Source organism: Arthrobacter sp. R4-81 (assembly GCF_054792365.1).
In genome coordinates, this window is sequence record NZ_CP096445.1 from 254,060 (window position 1) to 275,554 (window position 21,495).

The 21,495-nt window shown below is 61.3% G+C and carries 19 protein-coding genes and 3 pseudogenes; 16 read left to right on the top strand and 6 right to left on the bottom strand.

Annotated features, from left to right (window positions below; translation table 11 throughout):
- Positions 1 to 80 precede the first annotated feature (80 nt).
- From M1E05_RS01245 to M1E05_RS01285, 9 genes and pseudogenes are all read left to right on the top strand, one after another.
- Positions 81 to 1,025, top strand: coding sequence for an ABC transporter ATP-binding protein (locus M1E05_RS01245; protein ID WP_458112558.1), 945 nt, complete (start codon positions 81 to 83; stop codon positions 1,023 to 1,025).
- A 3-nt stretch (positions 1,026 to 1,028) separates the two neighbouring features.
- Positions 1,029 to 1,922, top strand: a complete 894-nt coding sequence (locus M1E05_RS01250) for an ABC transporter permease (protein ID WP_461164203.1) — start codon at positions 1,029 to 1,031, stop codon at positions 1,920 to 1,922.
- Between the two features lie 138 nt (positions 1,923 to 2,060).
- Positions 2,061 to 2,716 (top strand): annotated as a pseudogene (locus tag M1E05_RS01255) (histidine kinase); the annotation flags it as partial.
- Between the two features lie 216 nt (positions 2,717 to 2,932).
- A complete protein-coding gene (locus tag M1E05_RS01260; RefSeq protein WP_461165309.1) occupies positions 2,933 to 3,262 on the top strand; it encodes a sensor histidine kinase in 330 nt (109 codons plus the stop codon).
- 5 nt (positions 3,263 to 3,267) lie between these two features.
- Positions 3,268 to 3,975, top strand: coding sequence for a response regulator (locus tag M1E05_RS01265; RefSeq protein WP_461164204.1), 708 nt, complete (start codon positions 3,268 to 3,270; stop codon positions 3,973 to 3,975).
- Between the two features lie 104 nt (positions 3,976 to 4,079).
- Positions 4,080 to 4,979, top strand: coding sequence for an intradiol ring-cleavage dioxygenase (locus tag M1E05_RS01270; protein ID WP_461164205.1), 900 nt, complete (start codon positions 4,080 to 4,082; stop codon positions 4,977 to 4,979).
- A 32-nt stretch (positions 4,980 to 5,011) separates the two neighbouring features.
- A complete protein-coding gene (locus M1E05_RS01275; RefSeq protein WP_461164206.1) occupies positions 5,012 to 6,355 on the top strand; it encodes a M18 family aminopeptidase in 1,344 nt (447 codons plus the stop codon).
- Between the two features lie 255 nt (positions 6,356 to 6,610).
- The gene (locus M1E05_RS01280; protein ID WP_461164207.1) at positions 6,611 to 8,035 is read left to right on the top strand and encodes an amino acid permease; all 1,425 of its coding nucleotides are present in this window, start codon (positions 6,611 to 6,613) and stop codon (positions 8,033 to 8,035) included.
- Positions 8,036 to 8,124: 89 nt separating this feature from the next.
- Positions 8,125 to 8,985: a prephenate dehydratase gene (locus tag M1E05_RS01285; protein WP_461164208.1), complete on the top strand. Its 861-nt coding sequence runs from the start codon at positions 8,125 to 8,127 to the stop codon at positions 8,983 to 8,985.
- Positions 8,986 to 9,032: 47 nt separating this feature from the next.
- Here M1E05_RS01285 and M1E05_RS01290 read toward each other — a convergent pair whose 3' ends face one another.
- Entirely contained in the window at positions 9,033 to 9,716 is a 684-nt protein-coding gene (locus tag M1E05_RS01290) for a DUF1345 domain-containing protein (RefSeq protein WP_461164209.1), read from the bottom strand.
- A gap of 286 nt (positions 9,717 to 10,002) precedes the next feature.
- On the opposite strand from M1E05_RS01290, the gene rpsF reads away from it, so the two are divergent.
- The 4 genes from rpsF to rplI all read left to right on the top strand — a co-directional run bounded on the left by rpsF (position 10,003) and on the right by rplI (position 11,771).
- The gene (gene rpsF, locus M1E05_RS01295; RefSeq protein ID WP_050683795.1) at positions 10,003 to 10,308 is read left to right on the top strand and encodes a 30S ribosomal protein S6; all 306 of its coding nucleotides are present in this window, start codon (positions 10,003 to 10,005) and stop codon (positions 10,306 to 10,308) included.
- Positions 10,309 to 10,361: 53 nt separating this feature from the next.
- On the top strand, positions 10,362 to 10,934 hold the full coding sequence (locus M1E05_RS01300; protein WP_309106433.1) for a single-stranded DNA-binding protein: 573 nt from the start codon (positions 10,362 to 10,364) through the stop codon (positions 10,932 to 10,934).
- 126 nt (positions 10,935 to 11,060) lie between these two features.
- Positions 11,061 to 11,300 carry a 30S ribosomal protein S18 gene (rpsR, locus tag M1E05_RS01305; protein ID WP_003800144.1) on the top strand — a complete coding sequence of 80 codons (240 nt, stop codon included), beginning with the start codon at positions 11,061 to 11,063 and terminating at the stop codon, positions 11,298 to 11,300.
- Positions 11,301 to 11,318: 18 nt separating this feature from the next.
- On the top strand, positions 11,319 to 11,771 hold the full coding sequence (gene rplI, locus M1E05_RS01310) for a 50S ribosomal protein L9 (RefSeq protein ID WP_066288679.1): 453 nt from the start codon (positions 11,319 to 11,321) through the stop codon (positions 11,769 to 11,771).
- A gap of 179 nt (positions 11,772 to 11,950) precedes the next feature.
- On the opposite strand, the gene M1E05_RS01315 is transcribed toward rplI, so the two are convergent.
- Positions 11,951 to 12,373: a DUF1801 domain-containing protein gene (locus M1E05_RS01315; RefSeq protein ID WP_458112550.1), complete on the bottom strand. Its 423-nt coding sequence runs from the start codon at positions 12,371 to 12,373 to the stop codon at positions 11,951 to 11,953.
- 166 nt (positions 12,374 to 12,539) lie between these two features.
- Here M1E05_RS01315 and M1E05_RS01320 point away from each other — a divergent pair, with 166 nt between their 5' ends.
- Positions 12,540 to 13,187 carry a CE1759 family FMN reductase gene (locus tag M1E05_RS01320; protein ID WP_461164210.1) on the top strand — a complete coding sequence of 216 codons (648 nt, stop codon included), beginning with the start codon at positions 12,540 to 12,542 and terminating at the stop codon, positions 13,185 to 13,187.
- 101 nt (positions 13,188 to 13,288) lie between these two features.
- Entirely contained in the window at positions 13,289 to 13,633 is a 345-nt protein-coding gene (locus tag M1E05_RS01325) for a TFIIB-type zinc ribbon-containing protein (protein WP_458112548.1), read from the top strand.
- 2 nt (positions 13,634 to 13,635) lie between these two features.
- On the opposite strand, the gene M1E05_RS01330 is transcribed toward M1E05_RS01325, so the two are convergent.
- A complete protein-coding gene (locus M1E05_RS01330) occupies positions 13,636 to 14,205 on the bottom strand; it encodes a hypothetical protein (RefSeq protein ID WP_458112547.1) in 570 nt (189 codons plus the stop codon).
- A gap of 3 nt (positions 14,206 to 14,208) precedes the next feature.
- Positions 14,209 to 14,664: a hypothetical protein gene (locus M1E05_RS01335; RefSeq protein ID WP_458112546.1), complete on the bottom strand. Its 456-nt coding sequence runs from the start codon at positions 14,662 to 14,664 to the stop codon at positions 14,209 to 14,211.
- A 705-nt stretch (positions 14,665 to 15,369) separates the two neighbouring features.
- Here M1E05_RS01335 and dnaB point away from each other — a divergent pair.
- Positions 15,370 to 16,749 carry a replicative DNA helicase gene (dnaB, locus tag M1E05_RS01340; protein WP_247041818.1) on the top strand — a complete coding sequence of 460 codons (1,380 nt, stop codon included), beginning with the start codon at positions 15,370 to 15,372 and terminating at the stop codon, positions 16,747 to 16,749.
- A 122-nt stretch (positions 16,750 to 16,871) separates the two neighbouring features.
- Here the strand turns inward: dnaB and M1E05_RS01345 are convergent.
- Together M1E05_RS01345 and M1E05_RS01350 are read right to left on the bottom strand one after the other, a co-directional pair.
- Positions 16,872 to 18,686, bottom strand: a pseudogene (locus tag M1E05_RS01345) (rhamnogalacturonan lyase); the annotation flags it as partial.
- A gap of 678 nt (positions 18,687 to 19,364) precedes the next feature.
- Positions 19,365 to 21,353 (bottom strand): annotated as a pseudogene (locus M1E05_RS01350) (GDSL-type esterase/lipase family protein); the annotation flags it as partial.
- Positions 21,354 to 21,495: the final 142 nt, after the last annotated feature.

Below are 21,495 nucleotides of genomic sequence, written 5' to 3' on the forward strand. Positions count from 1 at the left end.
ATTTTCCTAGGGAGCATGGGTAGCGTGGTGGTTGCACCCCAACGCACCTTGCATCCACTGCTAACCAAAGGAAAGCTTCCATGATTGAAGCAAAAGGCCTGACAAAAATCTACGGTGACAAAACCGCCGTAGACGCCGTCAGCTTCACGGTCGAGGCAGGCCGGGTCACCGGCTTCCTGGGGCCCAACGGTGCAGGCAAGTCCACCACCATGCGCATGATCATGGGACTTGACCGGCCGACGTCGGGATCCGTCACGGTGAACGGTGTTCCGTTCGCCAAGCACGTAGCCCCGCTGCGCGAAATCGGATCCCTGCTGGACGCCAAAGCCGTCCACACAGGGCGCACCGCCTACAACCACCTGCTGGCCATGGCAGCAACCCACAGCATCCCGAAGAAGCGGGTGAACGAGGTCATCGAAATGACCGGGCTCTCCGAGGTGGCCCGGAAAAAGGTCAGGGGATTCTCCCTGGGCATGGGTCAGCGGCTCGGGATTGCTGCTGCCCTCCTGGGCGACCCGCAAACGGTGATTCTGGATGAGCCCGTCAACGGCCTTGATCCGGAAGGGGTCGTGTGGGTCCGGAACCTCGCCAAATATCTGGCGGCGGAGGGTCGGACTGTTTTCCTTTCGAGCCACCTGATGAGCGAGATGGCAGTCACTGCGGACCATCTCATTGTCATCGGCCGCGGCAGGATCATTGCGGATGCTCCTATCCAGGAGATCATCAACGGCAAGGGACAGAGCCGGGCGCGTGTGCGGACGGACCAGCCAGAGCACCTGATGAACATTCTCGCCGGGGATGGTGTCTCCATCCAGGTCCAGGAGCCTGAGTTGCTGGAGGTCACCGGACTTGATCCCCGCCGGATCGCCCGCATTGCACTCGAAGACCGCGTCATGATCTACGAACTCACGCCGCTGCAGGCAAGCCTCGAGGAAGCCTATATGGAGCTGACCAAGGACGAGGTCGAATACCACTCGCTGATCACTTCGGGAGCCCCTGCTTCCGTTCAGGCCGGAGGCAACTAAGCCATGAGCACGTCAAACCTGAACACGTCACTGAACCCATCAGCCCCGAACGCCCCGGCACCGAGCCTTCGCGGAACCGCTGCCGTTGTTGGCCCCGGACCCAGCTTTTTCCGGGTGCTGAATTCCGAATTCATCAAATTCCGTACCCTCACGTCCACCTTGATTTTGCTGGCCTGCACGCTGCTTGTCATGGTGGGCTTTGGCGCCCTGACAGGCTGGGGAACCGGCACCTTCGCCGAGCAGGCCCTGAGCGATCCGGAGGCGGCTGCCGCGATCGCAGCTCAAGGAGGGGATCTGGCAATCACGGTGCCCACCTCCGGCATCGCCTTTGCCCAATTGATCCTGGGCTCACTGGGCGTGCTGCTGATGAGTTCCGAATTCACCACCGGCATGGCTCGATCCACTTTCGCCGCAGTGCCCAAGCGGCTGCCTGCGTTCGTCGCCAAGCTGATTGTCGTGGTGGTGGCTTCCTTCCTTCTCACGGCGGTATCTTCGTTTCTGGCTGGACTCGTTGCCATTCCCATCCTGGACTCCTACGAACTCAAACTTGATCTGGCGGCTTCCCAGTCCGTGAAACTCCTGCTGGTCAGCAGCGTTTACGTTGCCGCGGTGGCAGCCATCGGTCTGGCACTGGGAAGCATCATCCGGAACTCCGCCGGCGGCATCATGAGCCTTGTCGGTCTGTTCTTCGTAGCTCCCATTGCACTGCAGATCATCCAAGGCGACGTCGCCAAAGAGATCAGGAAATACCTGCCAGGTAACACCGTGGAGCCAATGACTGCCGTCAAACACATGCCGGACACCCTCGAAGTCTGGCAGGCGGCCCTGGTACTCGGAGCCTGGGTTGTTGTTCCAGTGATCCTGGCCATGGTGCTGCTGAAGAAACGGGACGTGTAGCCAGCTTCTGGTTCGATAGTGAGTGAAATAGCGCCGGTAAAGGGCGCGTCGACCACACACGTCGACGCGTCCTTTGCCGAGATTACCGCCCGCCGTCGGGGGCGCCTGCGCCGTTACTTGCATGGGCGGCCCCGTTTGGTGGACCTCTTGGTTGCTGCGGGCTACCTGCTGCTGGTCACGCCCACCATCGTTGAGGCGGCGAACGACGGCGACTGGGCAGGGATAGCTCTGATGGGCACCCTCGCTGTGGTGCTGCTGTCCCGCCGGGATCAGCCGGCCATGGTGGTGACAGTGGTTGCGATTCTTGAGGTGGCAATCACCATGCTCCATCCCTGGGGACCAAACGTCTCCGCCGGATTATGGTTCGCCCTCTACGCCTTGGCTGTTGCCCATACCCGCCGTTTTGCCCTTGTGGCGCTGGCCTTGGCAACGACGCCGCTTTCCCTGGTCTACTTCCTGATGCTGGTGGGACCCCTTCCCGAAAACGCCGGAGGGCCGGGAAATGATCTGCATTTGGTCAGCCTTGTGGCCGGCATCACCATCGCGCTTTCTAACGTCATTGCTGCTGGCATCGGCTTTTCCGTCCGTCAACGGCGCCTTCACGAACAGGAAATTGCTGCATGGGCATCGCGGGCAGCCCAGCTGGGATCCGTCAATGAGCGCAACAGGATAGCCCGGGAAATGCACGACGTCATAGCCCATTCCCTGACCGTGATGGTCACCCTTTCGGACGGTGCCGCCGTGCTGTTAAAAGGAGCCCCGAACAGGCAGGTGAGGTTCTCGGTGAGCTGTCCCGAACCGGCAGGACGGCTCTGGCAGACATGCGCCGCGTGCTGGGCGTCCTGCGGAATGACGCCCCCGAAGAATCTCCTCGCGAACCTCTTGCTGGCAGTGCCACGCTGGGCAAACTTCTCGATGGGTTCCGGACGGCCGGACTCCCGCTCCATTTCTCGCACACCGGGCCGGCGCTTCCGGCTGACCCAGCCTTCCAGCTCACCGTCTACCGGATAGTGCAGGAATCACTGACGAATGTGCTCCGCTATGGCCGGGGCTTAGGCCGGGTGGATGCAAAAATTGTCCGGGACGGCTCCCGGGTGACCATAGAGGTGACTGACGACGGCAAGGGGAGCACGCCGTCGGGCCAGTCCTGGAACGGCCAGCACCATCAGACCGTCCAGTACCTTCAGGCCGGACCGGGCCAGACCGGGACCGGCCAGGGAATCGAAGGAATGAAGGAACGCGCAGGAATCTATAACGGAACAGTGGACGCCGGTCCCGGGGCAGGCGGCGGCTGGAGTGTGAGGGCAGTGCTGAACATGACTGACGAGGGGATCAAGTGAACGGCATGAGTGCTATACGGATTGTGCTGGTGGATGACCAGCCTCTGCTGCGGATGGGGTTCCGCCTGATTCTGGAGGGGGAGGATGGCATTGAGGTTGTGGGCGAGGCCTCAGACGGTGCGGAGGCGGTCCAGCAGGTGCGGACGCTGGATCCAGACGTGGTCCTGATGGATGTGCGCATGCCGGTGCTGGACGGGATCGAGGCAACACGTGCAATTTCAACGTCCGGTTCAAATGCACGGGTGATTATCCTGACCACCTTCGATCTGGACGAGTATGCCTTCGCCGGATTGCAGGCAGGGGCTTCGGCTTTTCTGCTCAAGGACGTGGCCCCGGCGGAATTGACCCACGCAGTAAGAGTAGTGGCCAGCGGCGACGCGGTGGTGGCGCCTCGGGTAACGCAGCGATTGCTGGAGACGTATGTCCGGGGCAACGGAGTCGCCGGGCAAGCCAACGGAAGCAATGAGCAGGTGGCCGCCCCACAGCGCGATCCGTTGCTGGACGACCTCACACCCCGTGAGACGGAAATGCTGGAGTCCATGGCGGAGGGACTTTCCAATGCCGAAATCGCCCGGAAGTTCTTTCTTTCGGAAGCCACAGTGAAAACCCACGTGCGGCGCATCCTCAACAAGCTCCATCTGCGGGACCGCGTCCAGGCAGTGGTCTATGCCTACGAAACCGGCCTCGTGGTGCCCAGCAACCCCGACTACTGAGAGAGCACCTTGAGGACACAGGGGAACCCCGGGAGAAACTTAAGCACAGCCGATGCACAGGAACGGTCTATGCAGTGCATAGCCGGTGGATGTTCTATTGACCCATGAACAACCTCCCTGAGCCCCACGAACCGCACCCCAACCACGACCGCGGCCTGGAATTCGACCTTTCAACGCTCATGAGCCGCCGTTCGCTGGGTCTTTTCCTCGGCGCGGGTACGGCGGCAGCTTTGGCGGCATGCACGCCTGGCGGATCAACCGGGGGCGGCACCAGCACGGCGACGTCGACCGCCACCGCAACCAGTACGACGACGGCGTCCGCCGGCACAGCGACCGCCACAGCTACACCCACCTTGACCAGGGCCATTGCCGAATGTGGCGTGGAGATTCCGGCGGAAACGGCAGGTCCTTACCCTGGCGATGGCTCCAACGGCCCCAATGTCCTGGAGGCTTCCGGCGTAGTACGGCAGGACATCAGCTCCAGCTTCGGAACATCAACCACGAAGGTGCACGGCGTCCCGCTGACCGTCACCATGACCCTCCTGGGCAACTCAAACGGCTGCGTCCCCCTTGCGGGTGCTGCCGTTTATGCCTGGCATTGCGACCGGGACGGCAAGTACTCCATGTACGATTCCGGGCTGGAAAACGAAAATTACCTCCGTGGCGTCCAGGAGGCCGACGCGAATGGCCAGGTCACGTTCAAGACCATCTTCCCCGGCGCCTACAGGGGACGTTGGCCCCACATCCACTTTGAGGTCTTTGAATCCATGAGCAACGCGACGGCCGCCAGCCAGGTGCTTGCGGTCTCGCAGATCGCGCTGACGGACGCAGCCTGCCGCGAGGCCTACGCTTCCGCAGGGTATGAAACCAGCGCCAGCAACTTCCCCAGCACCACTCTGCTATCAGACATGGTCTTTGGGGACGATGGCGGCATCCACCAGCTGGCCACCATGGGCGGATCGGTATCAGCGGGTTACACGGCAGGCCTCAACGTTACGGTTTAGGCAGAGATATCGGCGGGGATAGACTCGACGCCATGCCTTCCAAAACCAGCGCCGCCGAGCACATCCAGGACCTTTCGGCGTATGTCATGGCGTCGCCGTCGAGTTTCCACGCCGTCCATGAAGCGGGCCGGCGCCTGGACGAAGCCGGGTTCACGGGCCTGGACGAGTTGGCGTCCTGGGATGCCGCGGGCGCTGGAAGCAACGGCATGGGAAAGTTCTATGTGATCCGCGACGGCGCCCTGATCGCCTGGGTGACTCCGGCCGGGGCGGGACCCACCACCCCGTTCAACATCCTGGGCGCCCATACCGATTCGCCTTCCTTTAAGCTCAAGCCCAAATCCACAACGGGCAAGTTCGGCTGGCTGCAGGCAGGAGTGGAGGTTTATGGGGGTCCGCTGCTGAACTCGTGGCTGGACCGGGAGCTGCGGCTCGCGGGCCGGCTGGTCATGCTGGATGGCACCCAACACCTCACCGCCACAGGACCCCTGCTCCGCTTTCCCCAACTGGCCATCCATCTGGACCGCTCAGCAAACGAGGGCCTGACGCTGGACAAGCAACAGCACATGAACCCTGTCTTCGGGCTCGGGGAGCCAAACGGAGAGGACCTCCTTGCGCTCCTTGCCGGGAACGTGGCGGGCGATACGAGAGTGGACCCTGGGCAGATCGGCGGGTACGACGTCGTTATTGCAGATACGCAGGAACCAGCGGTTTTCGGGGCCAAAGGGGAGTTCTTCGCCTCCGGGCGACTGGACAACCTGTCCGCGACCCATGCGGGATTGACTGCCCTGATCAACCACGCCGCCTCATCAGGCAGTCCCGACGGGCAAGTGCCGATTGCCGTGCTGGCGGCATTTGATCACGAGGAGATCGGGTCAGCGTCCCGTTCAGGCGCTTGCGGCCCCGTCCTCGAAGACATCCTGCTCCGCGTCTCGGATGGCCTTGGCGCCTCGGTGAGCCAGCGGCGGCAGGCCTTTGCGGCGTCGTTCTGTGTGTCTGCCGACGCCGGGCACGCCGTCCACCCGAACTATTCCGAGCGGCACGATCCGGCGAACAAGCCGGTCCTCAACGGCGGCCCGCTCCTGAAGATCAACGCCAACCAGCGCTACGCCACAGATGCCGTCGGCGCGGCGCTGTGGGCACGTCTGTGCTCGGAGGCCGACGTGCCGTACCAGGAGTTCGTGTCCAACAACGTGATGCCCTGCGGTTCCACCATCGGGCCTCTGACAGCAACACGTTTGGGCATCCGGACAGTCGACGTCGGTGTTCCGCTCCTTTCCATGCACTCCGCCCGCGAGCTGTGCGGGGTGGAGGACCCGAAGAGGCTCGCGACCGTCACCCAGGCCTTCTTCGGGACGCCCGCCACGACCCTTAACTAGGGGAGCTTCCGGCAGCGATTGGGCGGGGTCGTCGCGTTCCGCCCGGGTGCGCATGATTTCCGGCTCGTTTCTGAATTGCCCCAGAGGCAACAGGGAGTGCCTATTTGGCCGGGTTCTTGTTGACTTCTCCCTTTTGTGCAGCGGGAGACTGTATGACTGCACAGATCACTGGCGCGCATCTGATGCTTAGGGTAGGAGCGATGTGATCCACGATACTAACCTCCACTGAACCCAGGAAGACGAGGACAACCGCCCATGCAGGCTGAACAGCAACTCTCGAAGTCGCTTAAACCGCGGCACCTATCCATGATCGCCATTGCAGGTGTCATCGGCGCCGGCCTGTTTGTAGGCTCCGGCGCCGCCATCCAGCAGGCGGGCCCGGGTATTCTGCTCGCCTACATGGCAGCCGGCCTCGTGGTCATCCTGGTGATGCGGATGCTCGGTGAAATGGCTGCAGCAAATCCGGAAACGGGTTCCTTCTCCACTTATGCAGACAAGGCGCTGGGCCGCTGGGCAGGGTTCAGCATCGGGTGGCTGTACGCCTGGTTCTGGATCATCGTGCTGGGTATCGAAGCCACAGCGGGTGCAGCCATCATGCACCGCTGGGTTCCGGGAATCGATCAGTGGGTCTGGGCCCTGATCCTGATGGTCCTCCTCACCCTGACCAACCTTGGCTCGGTGAAATCCTTCGGGGAGTTCGAGTTCTGGTTCGCGTCCATCAAGGTCACCGCCATTGTCCTGTTCCTGCTCTTCGGTGCAGCTGCAATTCTTGGCCTGGTTCCGGGGGTGCCCGCGCCAGGGCTGAGCAACCTTGTGGAGAACGGCGGCTTCCTGCCTAACGGTCCGGGAGCTGTGCTCGCCGGTATCCTCGTCGTCGTCTTCTCCTTTTTCGGGGCTGAAATTGCCACCATTGCCGCTGGTGAATCGGAAAACCCCGTAGATGCAGTCAAGAAGGCCGTACGCTCCACCGTCTGGCGGATCCTGGTGTTCTACATTGGCTCCATCGCCGTTGTGGTCACCCTCCTGCCTTGGAACGACGCCTCCGTTGCCAAGAGCCCGTACGTTGCCGTCATCGAGCTCTTCGGCATTCCCGGCGCGGGCACCATCATGGACATCGTGGTCCTGACATCAGTGTTGTCCTGCCTTAACTCAGGCCTGTACACCGCCAGCCGCATGCTGTTCTCCCTGTCAAAGCGCGGCGACGCCCCTAAGTCCTGGACCAAGATCTCCTCCAGGGGCGTTCCGGCGTCGGCAGTTCTCGCCTCCACTGTGGTGGGATTCGTTACCGTCGGCCTGAACTACATCGCCCCGGATACGGTGTTCCTGTTCCTGGTCAACACCTCCGGTGCTATTGCCCTGTTCGTATGGCTGGTCATTTCCGCATCGCAGCTCATCCTGCGCCGCCGGATGGGCGCAGCGGCCAAGGATCTTTCCCTGAAGATGTGGCTTTTCCCCTACCTGACGTGGGTTGCGATTGTCAGCATCGTGGCACTCCTTATCGGAATGGTGATCCTCGAATCCACCCGCGAGTCTCTCCTGCTTTCGCTCGCCCTCGCCGCCGTAGTGGTCGGGATTGGCCTGTTCCGTTATCGCAAGTCAGCTCCTACGGCTCCGCAGGCAGCGGTTCCTGCGCCGGAAGCCGACGATGTGAGCGTTGGCGCCGGACCGTCGTCGTCCTAGCCTGAATGCTGCTGCCAGCGCTCATAGGGCCCGCTGGCAGCAGCTGCTCGACTCACATGCCGCACGAGGCATATGGGAGCATGTGCTCTATGGTTCCTAAAATTGCATACCAGGGTGAACCCGGGTCCAACTCAAACATCGCCTGCATGGAAATGTATCCGCACATGCTTGCCGTGCCTTGTGCCAGCTTTGAGGACGCCTTCGGGCTGGTCACGGCCGGTGAGGCGGAGTTGGCGATGATCCCCATCGAGAACTCGATCGCAGGCAGGGTAGCTGATATCCACGCCCTCCTTCCGGACTCCGACCTCCAGATTGTCGGAGAGCATTTCCTCCGGATCCGCTTCGATCTGCTTGGTATCCCGGGCAACACCATCGAACAGGCTGAGGAAGTGCACAGCCACCTGCACGCCCTGGGCCAGTGCCGGAAACTGATTCGCTCCCGCGGGCTGAAGCCCGTCATTGCAGGAGACACTGCCGGGTCCGCCCGGGAGGTGCGGGACTGGAATGACCCCACAAAAGTATCTTTGGCACCTCCGCTGGCCGCCGGAATGTACGGACTTGATGTCCTGGCGACTGAAGTCGAGGACGACCCCACCAATACCACCCGCTTCGTGGTCCTTGGGGAGAAGCGTCCCCTTCCGGTCCGCGAGGAGTTGCCGGAAGCTGTGGTCACCAGCCTGGTTTTCCGGGTCCGGAACGTTCCCTCAGCCCTTTACAAGGCATTGGGGGGATTCGCCACCAACGGAGTCAACATGACGCGACTCGAAAGCTACATGGTGGGGGCTGAGTTCGCCGCCACCATGTTCCTGGCGGACGTGGAGGGGCACCCCGACGACGTCCCCCTGAGTTTGGCTCTTAATGAGCTTGAATTCTTCACGTCGGAAGTAAGAATCCTTGGAGTTTATGGGGCGCATGCTTACCGGCTGCAGTCGAAACAAGAGGCGTCGTAGCAGGCCGGCATCCCGTTAGCCTGCCAAGCCGATCAGTGCGCAAGGGATCAGCTTGCGAGGCCGATCACCAGATTGATGGTGGTCGCCAGGATCAGGGTGCCGAAGAGGTAGGAAAGGAGCCCGTGCTTCAGTGCCTCGGCGCGTATCCTGTGGTTCTCCAGATTGGTATCGGAAACTTGGTACGTCATCCCCAGGCTCGTGGCCACATAAGCGAAATCTGAGTACTGGGGCGGGCGGTCCTGGTTGAAGCTGATGCCGCCTGGCTCTTCCCCTCGTTTTTCGGGATCGTAGTACAACTCTGCATAACGCAGGGTAAAGAGTGTTTGAACGAGCATCCATGACAGAGCCACACATAACAGGGCGAGCAGACCGCCGGCCATCACCTCCCGGCCGCCGGGGGTGCCGCGGTGTGAATCAACGACGACGGCGGCAACAGCTGCGAGGCTGGCCAGGTTTGCGGCAAGAATGAGTAGGTCAGTGACACCCCTGGAGGGATCCTCCGTCACGGCATGGGAGCGCGTTCCCGCGGGATCAAGCCTTCCGATTACAACCCACACCCAGACTATGTAGGTCAGGGAGGTGACCGCCCAGCCGATGGCCGGGGCTTCGATCCAGCGCCCCGAAAGACCGGCAGCCAGCGTTGCTGCCAGCCCGGCAAGAACCATCACCACGAAGCGGATCCTGCTGCGCCTGACGATGGTGGCCGGCAGTTCCGGGGAGGGGAAGTCCATGATCTGTACTCTAATCCCGCCCGGGCCCGGCAGGCGGGCCCCGGTTATCCACATGGCAGTCGGCGCGCCTTCCGCGGTCTTCAACAGCGCACTAACCTAGGTATCAGCTTCAGTCCATGACTGCAGTCCAAGAGAAATCGCCTATCCGGTTCGGATGCACTAAGATAGTGAAGTCTGTGCTGCGCCCTGCCCCCACTATGGGAGCCGGGCATTGCATGACACCGCAAATGAACCTCCTGTTACGGAAATGCCGTAACCGCTTAGCCCAAAGGAGGTGGGTTCACATATGCGTCCTTACGAATTGATGGTAATCATCGACCCCGAGGTCGAAGAGCGTACCGTTGAGCCGTCGCTTCAGAAGTTCCTGAATGTCATCACCAACGATGGTGGAACCATCGAAAAGGTTGACATCTGGGGCCGTCGCCGTCTGGCCTACGACATCAAAAAGAAGTCCGAAGGTATCTACGCCGTGGTGAACTTCACCGCCAAGCCGGACACCGCCAAGGAACTTGACCGCCAGCTGAGTCTCAATGAGACCATCATGCGCACCAAGATCACCCGCCCCGAAGAGCAGAAGGTTGTTGCTGAGTAATCAGCTCCACTCTTTTATTCTTTACCCCGCAGGAACGAACAAGGAGGCAGTAGATGGCAGGCGAGACCACCATCACGGTCATCGGTAACCTCACCAGTGACCCCGAACTGAGGTTTACACCGTCAGGCTCGGCAGTAGCGAACTTCACCATCGCTTCCACTCCGCGTACCTTCGATCGTCAGTCCAATGAGTGGAAGGACGGGGAAACCCTGTTCCTTCGCGCATCGGTATGGCGTGAGGCAGCCGAAAACGTCGCAGAATCCCTGACCAAGGGCATGCGCGTTATCGTTTCAGGCCGCCTGAAGAGCCGTTCCTACGAAACGAAAGAAGGCGAGAAGCGCACCGTTATCGAGCTTGAGGTCGATGAAATCGGCCCGAGCCTGCGCTATGCCAACGCCAAGGTCAACCGCACCCAGCGCTCCGGCGCTCAAGGTGGTCAGGGTGGCTTCGGCGGCGGAAACGCGGGCGGCGGCTTCGGTGGCAACCCCGGTGCAAGCCAGGGTGGCAACTCCGGTGGAACCTGGGGCGCCAACCAGCCTGCTGCACAGGATGACCCTTGGGCTACGCCCGGAGTCAGCAATGCAGGCGGCTGGGGCAACGGCCCCGATTCCGAACCTCCCTTCTAACCACTCATTAAAGGGCCGACGTCGAGACCCGCCAGGGTGCCAACGGCACCAAGGCGACCATCGCCGTCGGACCACCACCATCCCGTGGATCAATATCCACGGGCTCCATAGATAAGGAGCTCCACGATGGCTAAGGCTGAACTCCGTAAGCCCAAACCAAAGTCCAACCCCTTGAAGGCCGCTGACATCACTGTCATCGACTACAAGGACGTAGCATTGCTGCGCAAGTTCATCTCCGACCGCGGAAAGATCCGCGCCCGTCGCGTCACTGGCGTCACGGTGCAGGAACAGCGCAAAATCGCCCAGGCAATCAAGAACGCCCGCGAAGTTGCTCTGCTGCCTTACTCCGGCGCTGGCCGCGGTTAAGGAAAGGGATTAACTAAAATGGCAAAGCTCATTCTGACCCACGAAGTAACCGGTCTCGGTGCTGCTGGCGACGTTGTCGAGGTCAAGGATGGTTACGCACGTAACTACCTGCTGCCCCGCAACTTCGCCCTGACCTGGTCGAAGGGTGGCGAGAAGCAGGTTGAGTCCATCAAGGCTGCCCGCGCCGCCCGCGAGCACGCTTCCCTGGAAGATGCTCAGAAGCAGGCCGCGGCTCTGTCCGCCAAGCCCGTCAAGCTCGTTGTCAAGGCTGGCGAGACCGGACGCCTGTTCGGCACCGTCAAGCAGGGCGACGTTGCTGACGCTGTTGAGGCCGCTGGCCTTGGCCGAATCGACAAGCGCAAGGTTGAACTGCCGGCACACATCAAGTCGGTTGGTTCCTACCAGGCCAACGTCCGTCTCCACGACGACGTTGCTGCTGTGATCGAACTCGACGTAGTCGCCAGCAAGTAGCAGGGTTCCCTGAAACCGAGCTTGCGAGGTTTTAGGGGCGCTACGCGCGGCAAGTAGCCTTCCGGCTTTTGGGCCGTCGGTTGCGCGTCCTGAACTGCTGAAGGCCCCCGCACCATAACCTCCAAGGTTCTGGTTGCGGGGGCCTTTGCTTTAACGCTCGGCACTGCATTTCCGGCCGTTTACGAGTGGTGCATCACCGTGGTGTTGTGGCGGTGGGCGGCCTGGATCAGCTCCACGAGAACGTCCTCGTCGACATCTTCGAGACTGTTGATATAGAGGCAGGCAGCGCCCAAGGTGTACTTTCCCAGCCTGGGCAGCAGTGCTGAAGCCTCCGGCGCATAAGTAAGTCCATAGAGGGAGAGGCTCCCCTTTCGGGGCGAGAACCCGACGGCCACCGTGTCGCCCTCCCGGCCGCTTTTGTAGCGATAGTGATAGCTGCCGAACCCTACGATGCTCGGACCCCACATCACCGGAGCCTCACCGGTGTTCTCTTTCATCAGCGTGAGCAGGCGGAATCCGTCCCTGCGGCGTACCGGGTGTTCGACCCCCTCCAGAAAATCCTCGACGGACTCCGGCGTTGGTTGGGTCTTGTTTTCAGCCATAACGGCAGTTTTTCAGACCTTGATTGCCTTGTCAGCAAGTGGTTGCGCTGAGGAGTGCACGAAATCGTGACGGCCGAGTACCTGCTCCGGAATAAACAAGCGTGGGCGTCGGTTCTTGAGGTAGATGCAAACGCATGTAGACCAACGATCCTTTCAGGAGCCAGCCGTGGAAACCCGCCACATCACAGTTATCTCCGCCGGGCTTGGCGTTCCGTCGTCGAGCCGTCTGCTCGCGGACCAGTTAGCTGCTGCGGCCAGCCGGGAATTGAGCGCGGCCGGCTACCTGGCCGAAGTGGACGTCGTCGAACTCCGGGACCTTGCGGTGGATATCGCCAACAACTTTGTCACCGGCTACGCCGCTCCCCGCCTTGCCGGTGTTTTGGCGGGAGTCGCTGCGGCTGATGGCATCATCGCCGTATCACCGGTCTTCAGTGCCTCCTACAGCGGCCTCTTCAAGTCCTTCATGGACGTGGTGGACCCCGCGTCACTGGAAGGGAAAGTGGTGCTGCTGGGCGCCACGGGCGGCTCCGACCGCCATCAGATGGTCCTTGACTATGCAATGCGTCCGCTGTTCAGCTACCTGCGGACGCGCATTGTACCGACTGCCGTCTTCGCTGGCCCCCAGGACTGGGGAAACATCGACGGCGGAGGGTCGCCGCTTTCTGCCCGGACCGAGCGGGCGGCGGCGGAGTTTGCCGAAATGCTTACGGCCCCGCGTCAGGCGAGGGGATCATCTTATGGACACTCTCAGGACTTGGCGTCCCTTCCGTTCGAGCAACTTCTGGCAGGCATTTCCGGTAGCCGGAACGAGTAGCGTCAGGGAAGCCGTTCCGTCCTGAACGCTCCTTTGAACTATTTCGCGGTGCCGATCGTTGTGGGGTCATGAAGTGTCCTGTGGATTCAATTGACCTGATAATGAGCGAACGCAGCGGTGTGGAGATTGACTACTGCCCGCAGTGCCGCGGTGTGTGGCTGGACCGTGGGGAGCTGGACAAGATCATTGACCGCGCCGCCGAGATGGGAACCGGGCAGGCTCCGGCGGCACCGCCTGCTCCCATGCCCCCGGCGGGCATCGTTCCTCCGCCGCTTTACAACATGGATCCCCGCCGGAATGACAGGTCAGAGCGCTACCGCCCGGAGCAACCCCGCTACGATGACCGCGGCCACGACCGCAACTACGGAAAAGGGTACGACCGGGACTACGACCGCCGGCGGCCCAAGAAAAAGGAAGGCTGGCTCGGAGACCTCTTCGACTTCTAAAGCTAGTCGTCCAGGAGGTCGATGAATTCCCGGGCCTGCTTGATGGTGATATCCGAGTGGCGGGTTAAGGCCAGGGCAGCCCCCTCAGTATCTCCGCTTTTGGCAAGGGTCCGGATCCGGCCATAGATTTCGTCGTTGAGCATGTTGCTGCTCACCTCACGGGTCACGTCGCCTTTGCTGGCGATAGCCCGGTAGCGATAGGCGAAGCGCTGCGGCGCGTCGTCGTCCTCGTCCCTCTCCGGCTGTTCTGCGGCGGGAGCGCGGAAGGGCTGCGGGTGGGCAGCCAGGGCGCCGACGGCGTCACGTGAGGCACGCAGGCCCTCTCCAGCGGCTTCGTAGTAGAGCTTGATGGCTGCCATGGCCTGCCCCTGCGCAATGAGTGCGTACAGCCGGCGGTGCTCGTCCTCCGTAAGCTTGGCTGCCGCAGCCCGCGCCAGTTCCAGCTGGGTCATAGGGGTCTGGCCCCCGGAGTTTGAGGCGTTACGGGCCCTGCCGTTCCAGGCGCGGCTGGCCAACAGAACACCGGCTCCGACGATGAGCAAGATAACGACGGGGATCACTAGCGATTCCATGGACTACAGCCGATCTATGTAATTCTTGGCGGTACGGAGGTCTGAGCGGGTGGCTTCGCGCAGCATTTTGATGGCTTGAATCTTGTGCCCGCTCCGTGCCAGGGCTTGCAGCTCGAGCTCGAAGTGGGGATTCAGTTGGCCTCCTGGGAGGACCGGTGCATGGTATCCGCTGCCAGTTGAGGCGTGCGCATGCTGCGCCCTGTCCCGGGCATTATCCCTCTGCTGCGATTGTTGTTGTTCGTTCTGACTTGGACGGGTGGAGGCATCCACACGTGCCCTTAGGGCCTCTGCAGCTTGAACCTGTTTGGCATAGTGGGCTTGGGAGCGCATGGCCAGATCCAGCTGATAGCGTTCGGCGTCTGAGATGCCGGGGTTCCGCGGCCTTAAGGCGGTGGAGAGCCCCCATAGAACTGCGACCATAATTACGGCCGGCAGTATGACTTGCAGTACATCGCCCATATTTAGAGCTTATGCCAGATGGCTGTTATCCACAGCATATTCCGCGGCTTGCATAAAGGAAGTGCGGCGACAGTTGTTGAAATGGAACGCAGCCAGAACGGACGGCATCGTCCGGGTTGCCGTTTTGCCGCTTCTATGCCTCCGTGCCGGAGTCTTTCCCCAGAGGCCAAGGTGCAAGCTGTGGATGAAGCTTTGAATAAAAAACTTTTCATCCACAGCTGCAGTCTGACGTTTGCGCAGGTCAGAGCCTTAGGGTTGAGCAAAGATTTTTTGTTTCCACAGTTTCCCCCACAGGCTGTGCACAAGCAGGAACAGGTAGTACACAGGTTATCCACAGGCGTGGACAAAGCCCCGCTTGGTGCTTTCTCCACAGCAGACTACCGTTGCGGAATACCCGAAATTTTGGGTGCCAAAAAGTGTCTTCCAATGCAAAGGACGGCTCACTGAAGGCCTTATTTTGGCTTTTTGTGGGCTGTTCTGTGGATAACTCTGTGCCAAATGGGGATAACCGCACTAGGGCGGGATCGCAAAAACTGTCGTAGCCGGCTGATACCACTGGCAGAGAGCCCACCGTGAGGTGAGACGGTCTGGTGAAGGCGGTCCGGTTAGGACTGTCTGCTAAAGACGTGGCGCCGAAGGGCAGATGGTTTACGCGCGGCTGTGTTGGAGTTCTGTGCACACAGCGCACTATGGAGGACGGCAGCTTTGTCAGTTACGCACCTGGACTCAATCGAGGGCACTCGGAGCGCGGAAGGCAGCCGCAAACCGCCTCAGGACATTCCGGCTGAGCAATCAGTACTTGGCGGCATGATGCTGTCCAAGGACGCCATCGCCGACGTCGTCGAGATCCTCCGCGGCCAGGACTTCTACCGGCCGGCCCATGAAACCATCTATGAAGCAGTGATCGACCTCTACGGCCGCGGCGAGCCCGCTGATGCCGTCACGGTGTCCGATGAACTGACCAAGCGCGGTGAGATCAACCGCATCGGCGGCCCGGCGTACCTCCACGAACTTATCCAGACGGTTCCGACCGCGGCGAACGCCGGCTACTACGCCGAGATCGTTGCCGAACGCGCCGTTCTGCGACGCCTCGTCAACGCAGGTACCAAGATCGTCCAGCTTGGCTACGGACAGGACGGTGAGGTTGAAGACCTCGTCAACCAGGCACAGGCCGAGGTTTATGCCGTGGCTGAACGCCGGACTGCCGAAGACTACGTGGTCCTCAAGGACGTCATGGAGTCAACGGTTGACGAAATCGAGGCCTCGGGTCACCGCGGCGAAGGAATGACAGGGGTGCCCACAGGCTTTTACGAGCTCGACGAGCTGACCCATGGACTTCATCCGGGCCAGATGATTGTCATCGCTGCCCGCCCTGCAGTGGGAAAGTCAACCTTCGCCCTGGACTTCGCGCGCTCGGCAGCCATCAAGAACAATCTGGCCACAGTGATGTTTTCGTTGGAAATGGGCCGGAACGAAATCGCCATGAGGCTCCTCTCGGCCGAAGCAACCATCGGCCTCCAGGATCTCCGCAAGGGCACCATCAAGGACGAACAGTGGTCCAAGATCGCCACCACCATGGGTCGCATGAACGATGCTCCCCTGTTCATCGACGACAGTCCCAACATGTCCCTGATGGAGATCCGGGCCAAATGCCGGCGCCTCAAACAGCAGCACGATCTCAAGCTGGTCATCCTGGACTACCTTCAGCTCATGAGCTCGGGCAAAAAAGTGGAGTCCCGCCAGCAGGAAGTATCTGAATTCTCCCGTGCGCTGAAACTCCTGGCGAAGGAACTTCAAGTGCCGGTGATTGCCCTCTCCCAGCTGAACCGTGGATCGGAACAGCGACAGGACAAGCGGCCCATGGTTTCTGACCTGCGTGAATCAGGATCCATCGAGCAGGATGCCGACATGGTAATTCTGCTGCACCGCGAAGACGTCTATGACAAAGAGTCCCCGCGCGCAGGGGAAGCAGACATCCTGGTGGCCAAGCACCGTAACGGTCCCACCAAGGACATCGTGGTTGCTTTCCAGGGGCACTATTCGCGGTTTGCGAATATGGCAGCCGACGCCGGTGGCGGGTTTTGACGCCAGCGGGTTTTGACACCAGCAGGCTTTGAGGCCAACGTGTTTTGACAAAAAGGGCTGCCCCACCAAAACGGTGGGGCAGCCCTTTCAGGTTGCGCTCTGCCTGGTTACGGCACCCTTGGCTACCGGGTTCCGGTATACACGATGTCCGACATCGCCGGTGTTTGCATCCCCATGCCGATAAAGAACCCGGGATGCGGTGGCTGGTTGTAGGAGATGTTCTCCCTTGCAACAGAGAGCCGGTACACAGGATCGTGCATCAGGGTGCGGAGCCGGACGTCCGTGGATGCGGACGTGGTGTAGATCCGGAGTTCCGTGCTGTCCGCTGACGGCCAGGCGATTTCCTCCCGCCAGTCACCCAGGAGGTCAGCCTGGATGGCCGGCGTTCCCTTGGTGCTGTTGTTGGATTTCGCCCCGGCGGCCGTGAGCAGCCTGTCGCTTGCCTGGGTCTCCCAGTTCCACTTCGCGATGGTGGGTGTTCCGCTGTTAGTGGTCGCGTTCCAGTCGTGGTCCACAATCTCACGCAGCAGGTCTCCGTCCCACCAGGCAAGGAAGTTGGCGGCCGGGATCCTCTCCGAAAGCAGCTCTCCCTTTGCAGAACGCAACTGCCCAACCGGTGAGTTCCAGGCGGCGTCTCCGCCGATTGCCCAGCCTTCGGCACCGGCATGCCGCGGATCCACGTCGCCTGCAGCGGCCCGTCCTGTGTCCTTGGCCGCGGGGATGCTCCAGAGAACTTCACCTGTTCCGGAGTCACGGAAGGTGGCGCCGCGGTTTCCGCTAGCTCGCATGTCTTCGTGCGCCGCGAACGTCTCCAGGCCGGGCCTGGACGGGTCAAGGTCACTGGTGTGGATGGCGTCCCCGTGGCCAAGGCGGGTGGAGTAGAGCGGTTTGCCGTCGTCGTCGATGGTCATTGAACCGAAAACGAACTCATCCTTGCCGTCCGCGTCCACGTCGGCAACGGACAGGTTGTGGTTCCCTTGCCCTGCATACTGCGGGCCGGCGGAGTCGGAGTCAAAGATCCAGCGTTTGACGATCTTGCCATCCACCAGGTCATACGTGGCAAGTACCGTGCGGGTGTAGTAGCCGCGGCTGAACATCATGGACGGCCGTTCGCCGTCGAGGTAAGCCACGGCACCCAGGAAGCGGTCAACCCGGTTGCCGTACCCGTCTCCCCAGGCTGCGACGTCACCTCGCGGCGGATCGTACTTGACCGTGTCCATGATGGTGCCGGTCTGGCCGTGGAAGACGGTCAGGAATTCGTCGCCAGTCAGGACATACCCGGCGCTGCTGCGGTAATCAACGTTGGGGTTTCCGATCACCGTTCCAGCGGCGTCCCGAGTTCCGTCAGCCGTCTTCATTGCGACTTCGGCCTTGCCATCGCCGTCGAAGTCGTAGGCGAGCAGCTGCGTGTAGTGCGCCCCGGCGCGGATGTTGGGACCCATGTTGATCCGCCAGAGTTTGGTGCCATCCATCTTGTAGGCGTCGATGTAGACGGTGCCCGTGTAGCCTGCCTGGGAGTTGTCCTTGGAGTTGGACGGGGACCACATCTGGACGACCTCGTACGTGCCGTCGCCGTCCAGGTCCGCCACCGTGGCATCTCCTGCCGAATAGCTGTAGGGCTGCCCGTCCTTGGTGTAATCGTTGGCTGGCTTGTCCAGTTTGATGGCCAGATAGTCCTGGGCCAGGGGCGTGAACTCCGCTGTCAGCTGATCAGATCCGTTGCCCACGGCCTTGACGACGTATTTGGATGACGCCGTGCCTGCCGCATCCAGATAGGTGGTGCTGTCCTTGACGGGATCAACCGTTAGCTGGACGCCGTCACGGATCACGTGGAAGCCGATGCTTTGGGAGTCGCGGCCGAGCATTCGCCAGCCCACCCGTACTCCCTGATCGGTCAGCATGGCCACAGGTGCACGGTCCAGATTCTCCATCTGACGGTTCACAATGGTGACCTTCTCTGTGCCGATCACAAGCGAAGGAGCGGACTCCCCGCCCTTGTTGATGGCTGATACCCGGTAGTAGTACCTGATGGTGGTGAGCACCGAATGGTCAGTAAAGTCCACCTCACTCGAGCGTCCCACAAAGCTGAAAGTGCCTTCCGGGGACGTCGAACGGTACACGTGATACGCCGTCGCGCCAGTAACTTTCTGCCACTTCAGGCTCACGCTGGTCTTTTCAATACCCTTCACGTCCACCTTCGCAGGTGCGGCCGGGAGGGGAGTGTTCGGGTCAGTGAGGGAAACGTCCGCAACGTTGGAGGGAACGGACTCCAGGCCGGTGTTGTCAACAGCGGTGACGTGGTACTTGTAGGGGAGTCCGGCGAAGGCGGTGATGTCCTTGAATCCGGGCGTGGAGACGTTCTCAGCCACCAGAGTCGGCTGGCTTTCGTAAAATGCCTGCCGGAAAACCCGGTAGCTTGCGGCGTCCCCTACCGCGTCCCAGGCCAGTTCGACGGCGGGAGGATCCGCTGCAGCGTCGACGCCTGTCGCCCGCAAGTTCGTCGGTCCGATGAGCAGCGGTGTCACTTCGAGCCCGTTCAGCCTCTGGCCGGACCCGCTGATGGTCAGGTTGAGCTGGCCGTCGGTGACGAGGACCTGGTTGATGATCTTTGTGGCGGAAGAGGCACGGCTGGAGGATACCTGTCCATAACCCTTTCCTTCGACCGCGACGTCCGTACGCGTCGAGCCGATCCAGTCGCTGTGGTAGGTCTTCAGGGCGTAGGTGCCGTTGGGGACGTCGAGCTGGAATTCGAAGCTGGTGCCACTGAGCACGAAGTCGCGGAGCAGCGCAGTGGTGACGTTGCCGCGGTCCCGGTCAGAGAGAACCGAGAGGTCCTTGAAACCGAAGCCCCGCTCCTTGCTGTAGGCCATGGTGCGGTTTACCTCGGTGTAGTTCGGCTCCACAGGGGCACCGACCGGGCCGAAATCGAAACGGTACTTGGCCTCTTTGGTAGTGACCGTCAAGGGGTCGCTGGGTTCGGAATCTCCCTTTCCGTTCGTCGCGGTGACGCGAACCGTATAAGAAGTACCTTCGGCCAGCCCTGAAAGATTCGTGGTGGGGACGGTGGAGGTTGTGGCGAGTTTGTAGGCCGACTCCGGTTCTGCTGCCAGTTTCCGGTAGATCTTGTAGATGTCAGCGCCTTCAGCGGGCTGCCATTTGAGCAGGGCGCCCGCGTTGGAAACACTCCCCGCGACCAGGCCCACGGGCTTGGCAGGAACGGCGGAAGGGGGTGTGATTTCCTTGACTCTCGAGGCAAGGGGAATGTTAAGTCCCTTTACGCCACCGGCTACCAGACGGGCGATGTGAATTGCGCCGTACTCCTGGAAATGGGTGTTGTCCACGGTTCCGTTGGGGCGGTTCGGGTAGACGCCGGCGTCAACGTGCAGGAAGACGGATTTGGTGGCTTCCGGGCCGATTTCGTCATAGTAGGCGCGGCTGAGGGAGGAAAGATCAACCAGCGCAACGTTTTCCTCGGCGGCCAGTTCCTTCATCTTCTCAACGTATTCCGGGAAGCTGACATTGAATTTGCCTGTAGCCTCGTCAAAGTCCCGGCGGCCCACCGGGGTCACCAGAACAGGAGTCGCGCTGCGCTGCCGGGCTCCATTGACATAGGTGCGCAGGTACTCCTTATAGTCGGCCGGTGAGGCGTAGCGATCATCGACGCCTACTGTCGCGTCATTGTGGCCGAACTGCACCATCAGGTAGTCGCCGGGGTTGATGACTCTCAGGATCTCGTCCAGGCGGCCCTGGCTGATGAAGTTCTTGGAGCTGCGGCCGCCGATGGCGTGGTTGTAGAACGTCACTTTTTCGTCGAAGTAGCGCCCGATCATCTGGCCCCATCCGGCCTGGGGCGCAAAGCCGGGATCGTAGGTCTGAACAGTGGAGTCGCCGGCAAGGTAGACACCCGGATCGGCAGTCGCGCTGCGCGGTTGGCGGGCAGAGATGACCAGGGAGTTTATCTTGGCAGCCGTTCCGGTGAAGTCCAGGTTCAGTTGACCGTCGACGAGGGAAATAGGGAATTCCATTTCGAGGAACTGGCCCGCTGGCTTGTCCGTGAGCTGCACCTTGGCGATTTTTTCAGCCGTAATTGCAATGTTGGTGGCGGCAGCAGAATCACCGGCGATGAGCTTTACGGTGTAGTCCCCGTTGGGCAGGTCCACTAGAAAGCTGCTTCCTTGTGCCTGCACAAAGTCGGAACGCAGGGCATCGGGGGTGCCGCGGTCCTCTCCGGTAGTGACGGAGGTGTTGGTGAACCCGAATTTTGATTCAAGGCTGTAGGCTTGGGCGGCATTTACCTGCGTGTAGCCCTCTTCCGTCGCCCCGGGGCCGAAATCGAAATGGAATCCCGAGCCCGCGGCCGGAAGCCCGGTTTCGGCATGGACGGCGGGAAGACCTGTAAAGGCAATGGCCACCGCCGCAGCGGCCGCCGTGAGAACCTTGGCGCTGCTCGCGGCAGCCCTGGAACGGGTCGCATGGACTGGTGCCGGACTCTGCCCGGCAGGGTCAGGCCGGAACGGGCTCTGTCCGGGCTTGGCTGGCCTGTGTCGGGTTGGGCGTGCAACATCCTGCCCTGGCGGATCTTGAGAGGGGTAGTTCACGAACATCTCCTTTGATGGCGCGTGGATATGCCAAACCACACTGTCGGGCTGTGGAACGTTTCAATCTGTGTTGCAGTCAGTCCTTTTCCAGGAACTGAAGGTGCTGCATGGTTGGGGGAGACCTGTGGCATCGGAATGGCGCGGAACC

What these genes read in the sequence shown, in the direction of transcription:
- rpsF (WP_050683795.1), top strand. Translation starts at nt 10,003, where the DNA reads ATGCGTCCTTACGAATTGATGGTAATCATCGACCCCGAGGTCGAAGAG.
- M1E05_RS01270 (WP_461164205.1), top strand. Translation starts at nt 4,080, where the DNA reads ATGAACAACCTCCCTGAGCCCCACGAACCGCACCCCAACCACGACCGC.
- rplI (WP_066288679.1), top strand. Translation starts at nt 11,319, where the DNA reads ATGGCAAAGCTCATTCTGACCCACGAAGTAACCGGTCTCGGTGCTGCT.
- M1E05_RS01335 (WP_458112546.1), bottom strand. Translation starts at nt 14,664, where the DNA reads ATGGGCGATGTACTGCAAGTCATACTGCCGGCCGTAATTATGGTCGCA.
- M1E05_RS01315 (WP_458112550.1), bottom strand. Translation starts at nt 12,373, where the DNA reads ATGGCTGAAAACAAGACCCAACCAACGCCGGAGTCCGTCGAGGATTTT.
- M1E05_RS01325 (WP_458112548.1), top strand. Translation starts at nt 13,289, where the DNA reads ATGAGCGAACGCAGCGGTGTGGAGATTGACTACTGCCCGCAGTGCCGC.
- M1E05_RS01245 (WP_458112558.1), top strand. Translation starts at nt 81, where the DNA reads ATGATTGAAGCAAAAGGCCTGACAAAAATCTACGGTGACAAAACCGCC.
- M1E05_RS01330 (WP_458112547.1), bottom strand. Translation starts at nt 14,205, where the DNA reads ATGGAATCGCTAGTGATCCCCGTCGTTATCTTGCTCATCGTCGGAGCC.
- M1E05_RS01285 (WP_461164208.1), top strand. Translation starts at nt 8,125, where the DNA reads ATGGTTCCTAAAATTGCATACCAGGGTGAACCCGGGTCCAACTCAAAC.
- rpsR (WP_003800144.1), top strand. Translation starts at nt 11,061, where the DNA reads ATGGCTAAGGCTGAACTCCGTAAGCCCAAACCAAAGTCCAACCCCTTG.
- M1E05_RS01290 (WP_461164209.1), bottom strand. Translation starts at nt 9,716, where the DNA reads ATGGACTTCCCCTCCCCGGAACTGCCGGCCACCATCGTCAGGCGCAGC.
- M1E05_RS01250 (WP_461164203.1), top strand. Translation starts at nt 1,029, where the DNA reads ATGAGCACGTCAAACCTGAACACGTCACTGAACCCATCAGCCCCGAAC.
- M1E05_RS01280 (WP_461164207.1), top strand. Translation starts at nt 6,611, where the DNA reads ATGCAGGCTGAACAGCAACTCTCGAAGTCGCTTAAACCGCGGCACCTA.
- M1E05_RS01265 (WP_461164204.1), top strand. Translation starts at nt 3,268, where the DNA reads ATGAGTGCTATACGGATTGTGCTGGTGGATGACCAGCCTCTGCTGCGG.
- M1E05_RS01300 (WP_309106433.1), top strand. Translation starts at nt 10,362, where the DNA reads ATGGCAGGCGAGACCACCATCACGGTCATCGGTAACCTCACCAGTGAC.
- M1E05_RS01275 (WP_461164206.1), top strand. Translation starts at nt 5,012, where the DNA reads ATGCCTTCCAAAACCAGCGCCGCCGAGCACATCCAGGACCTTTCGGCG.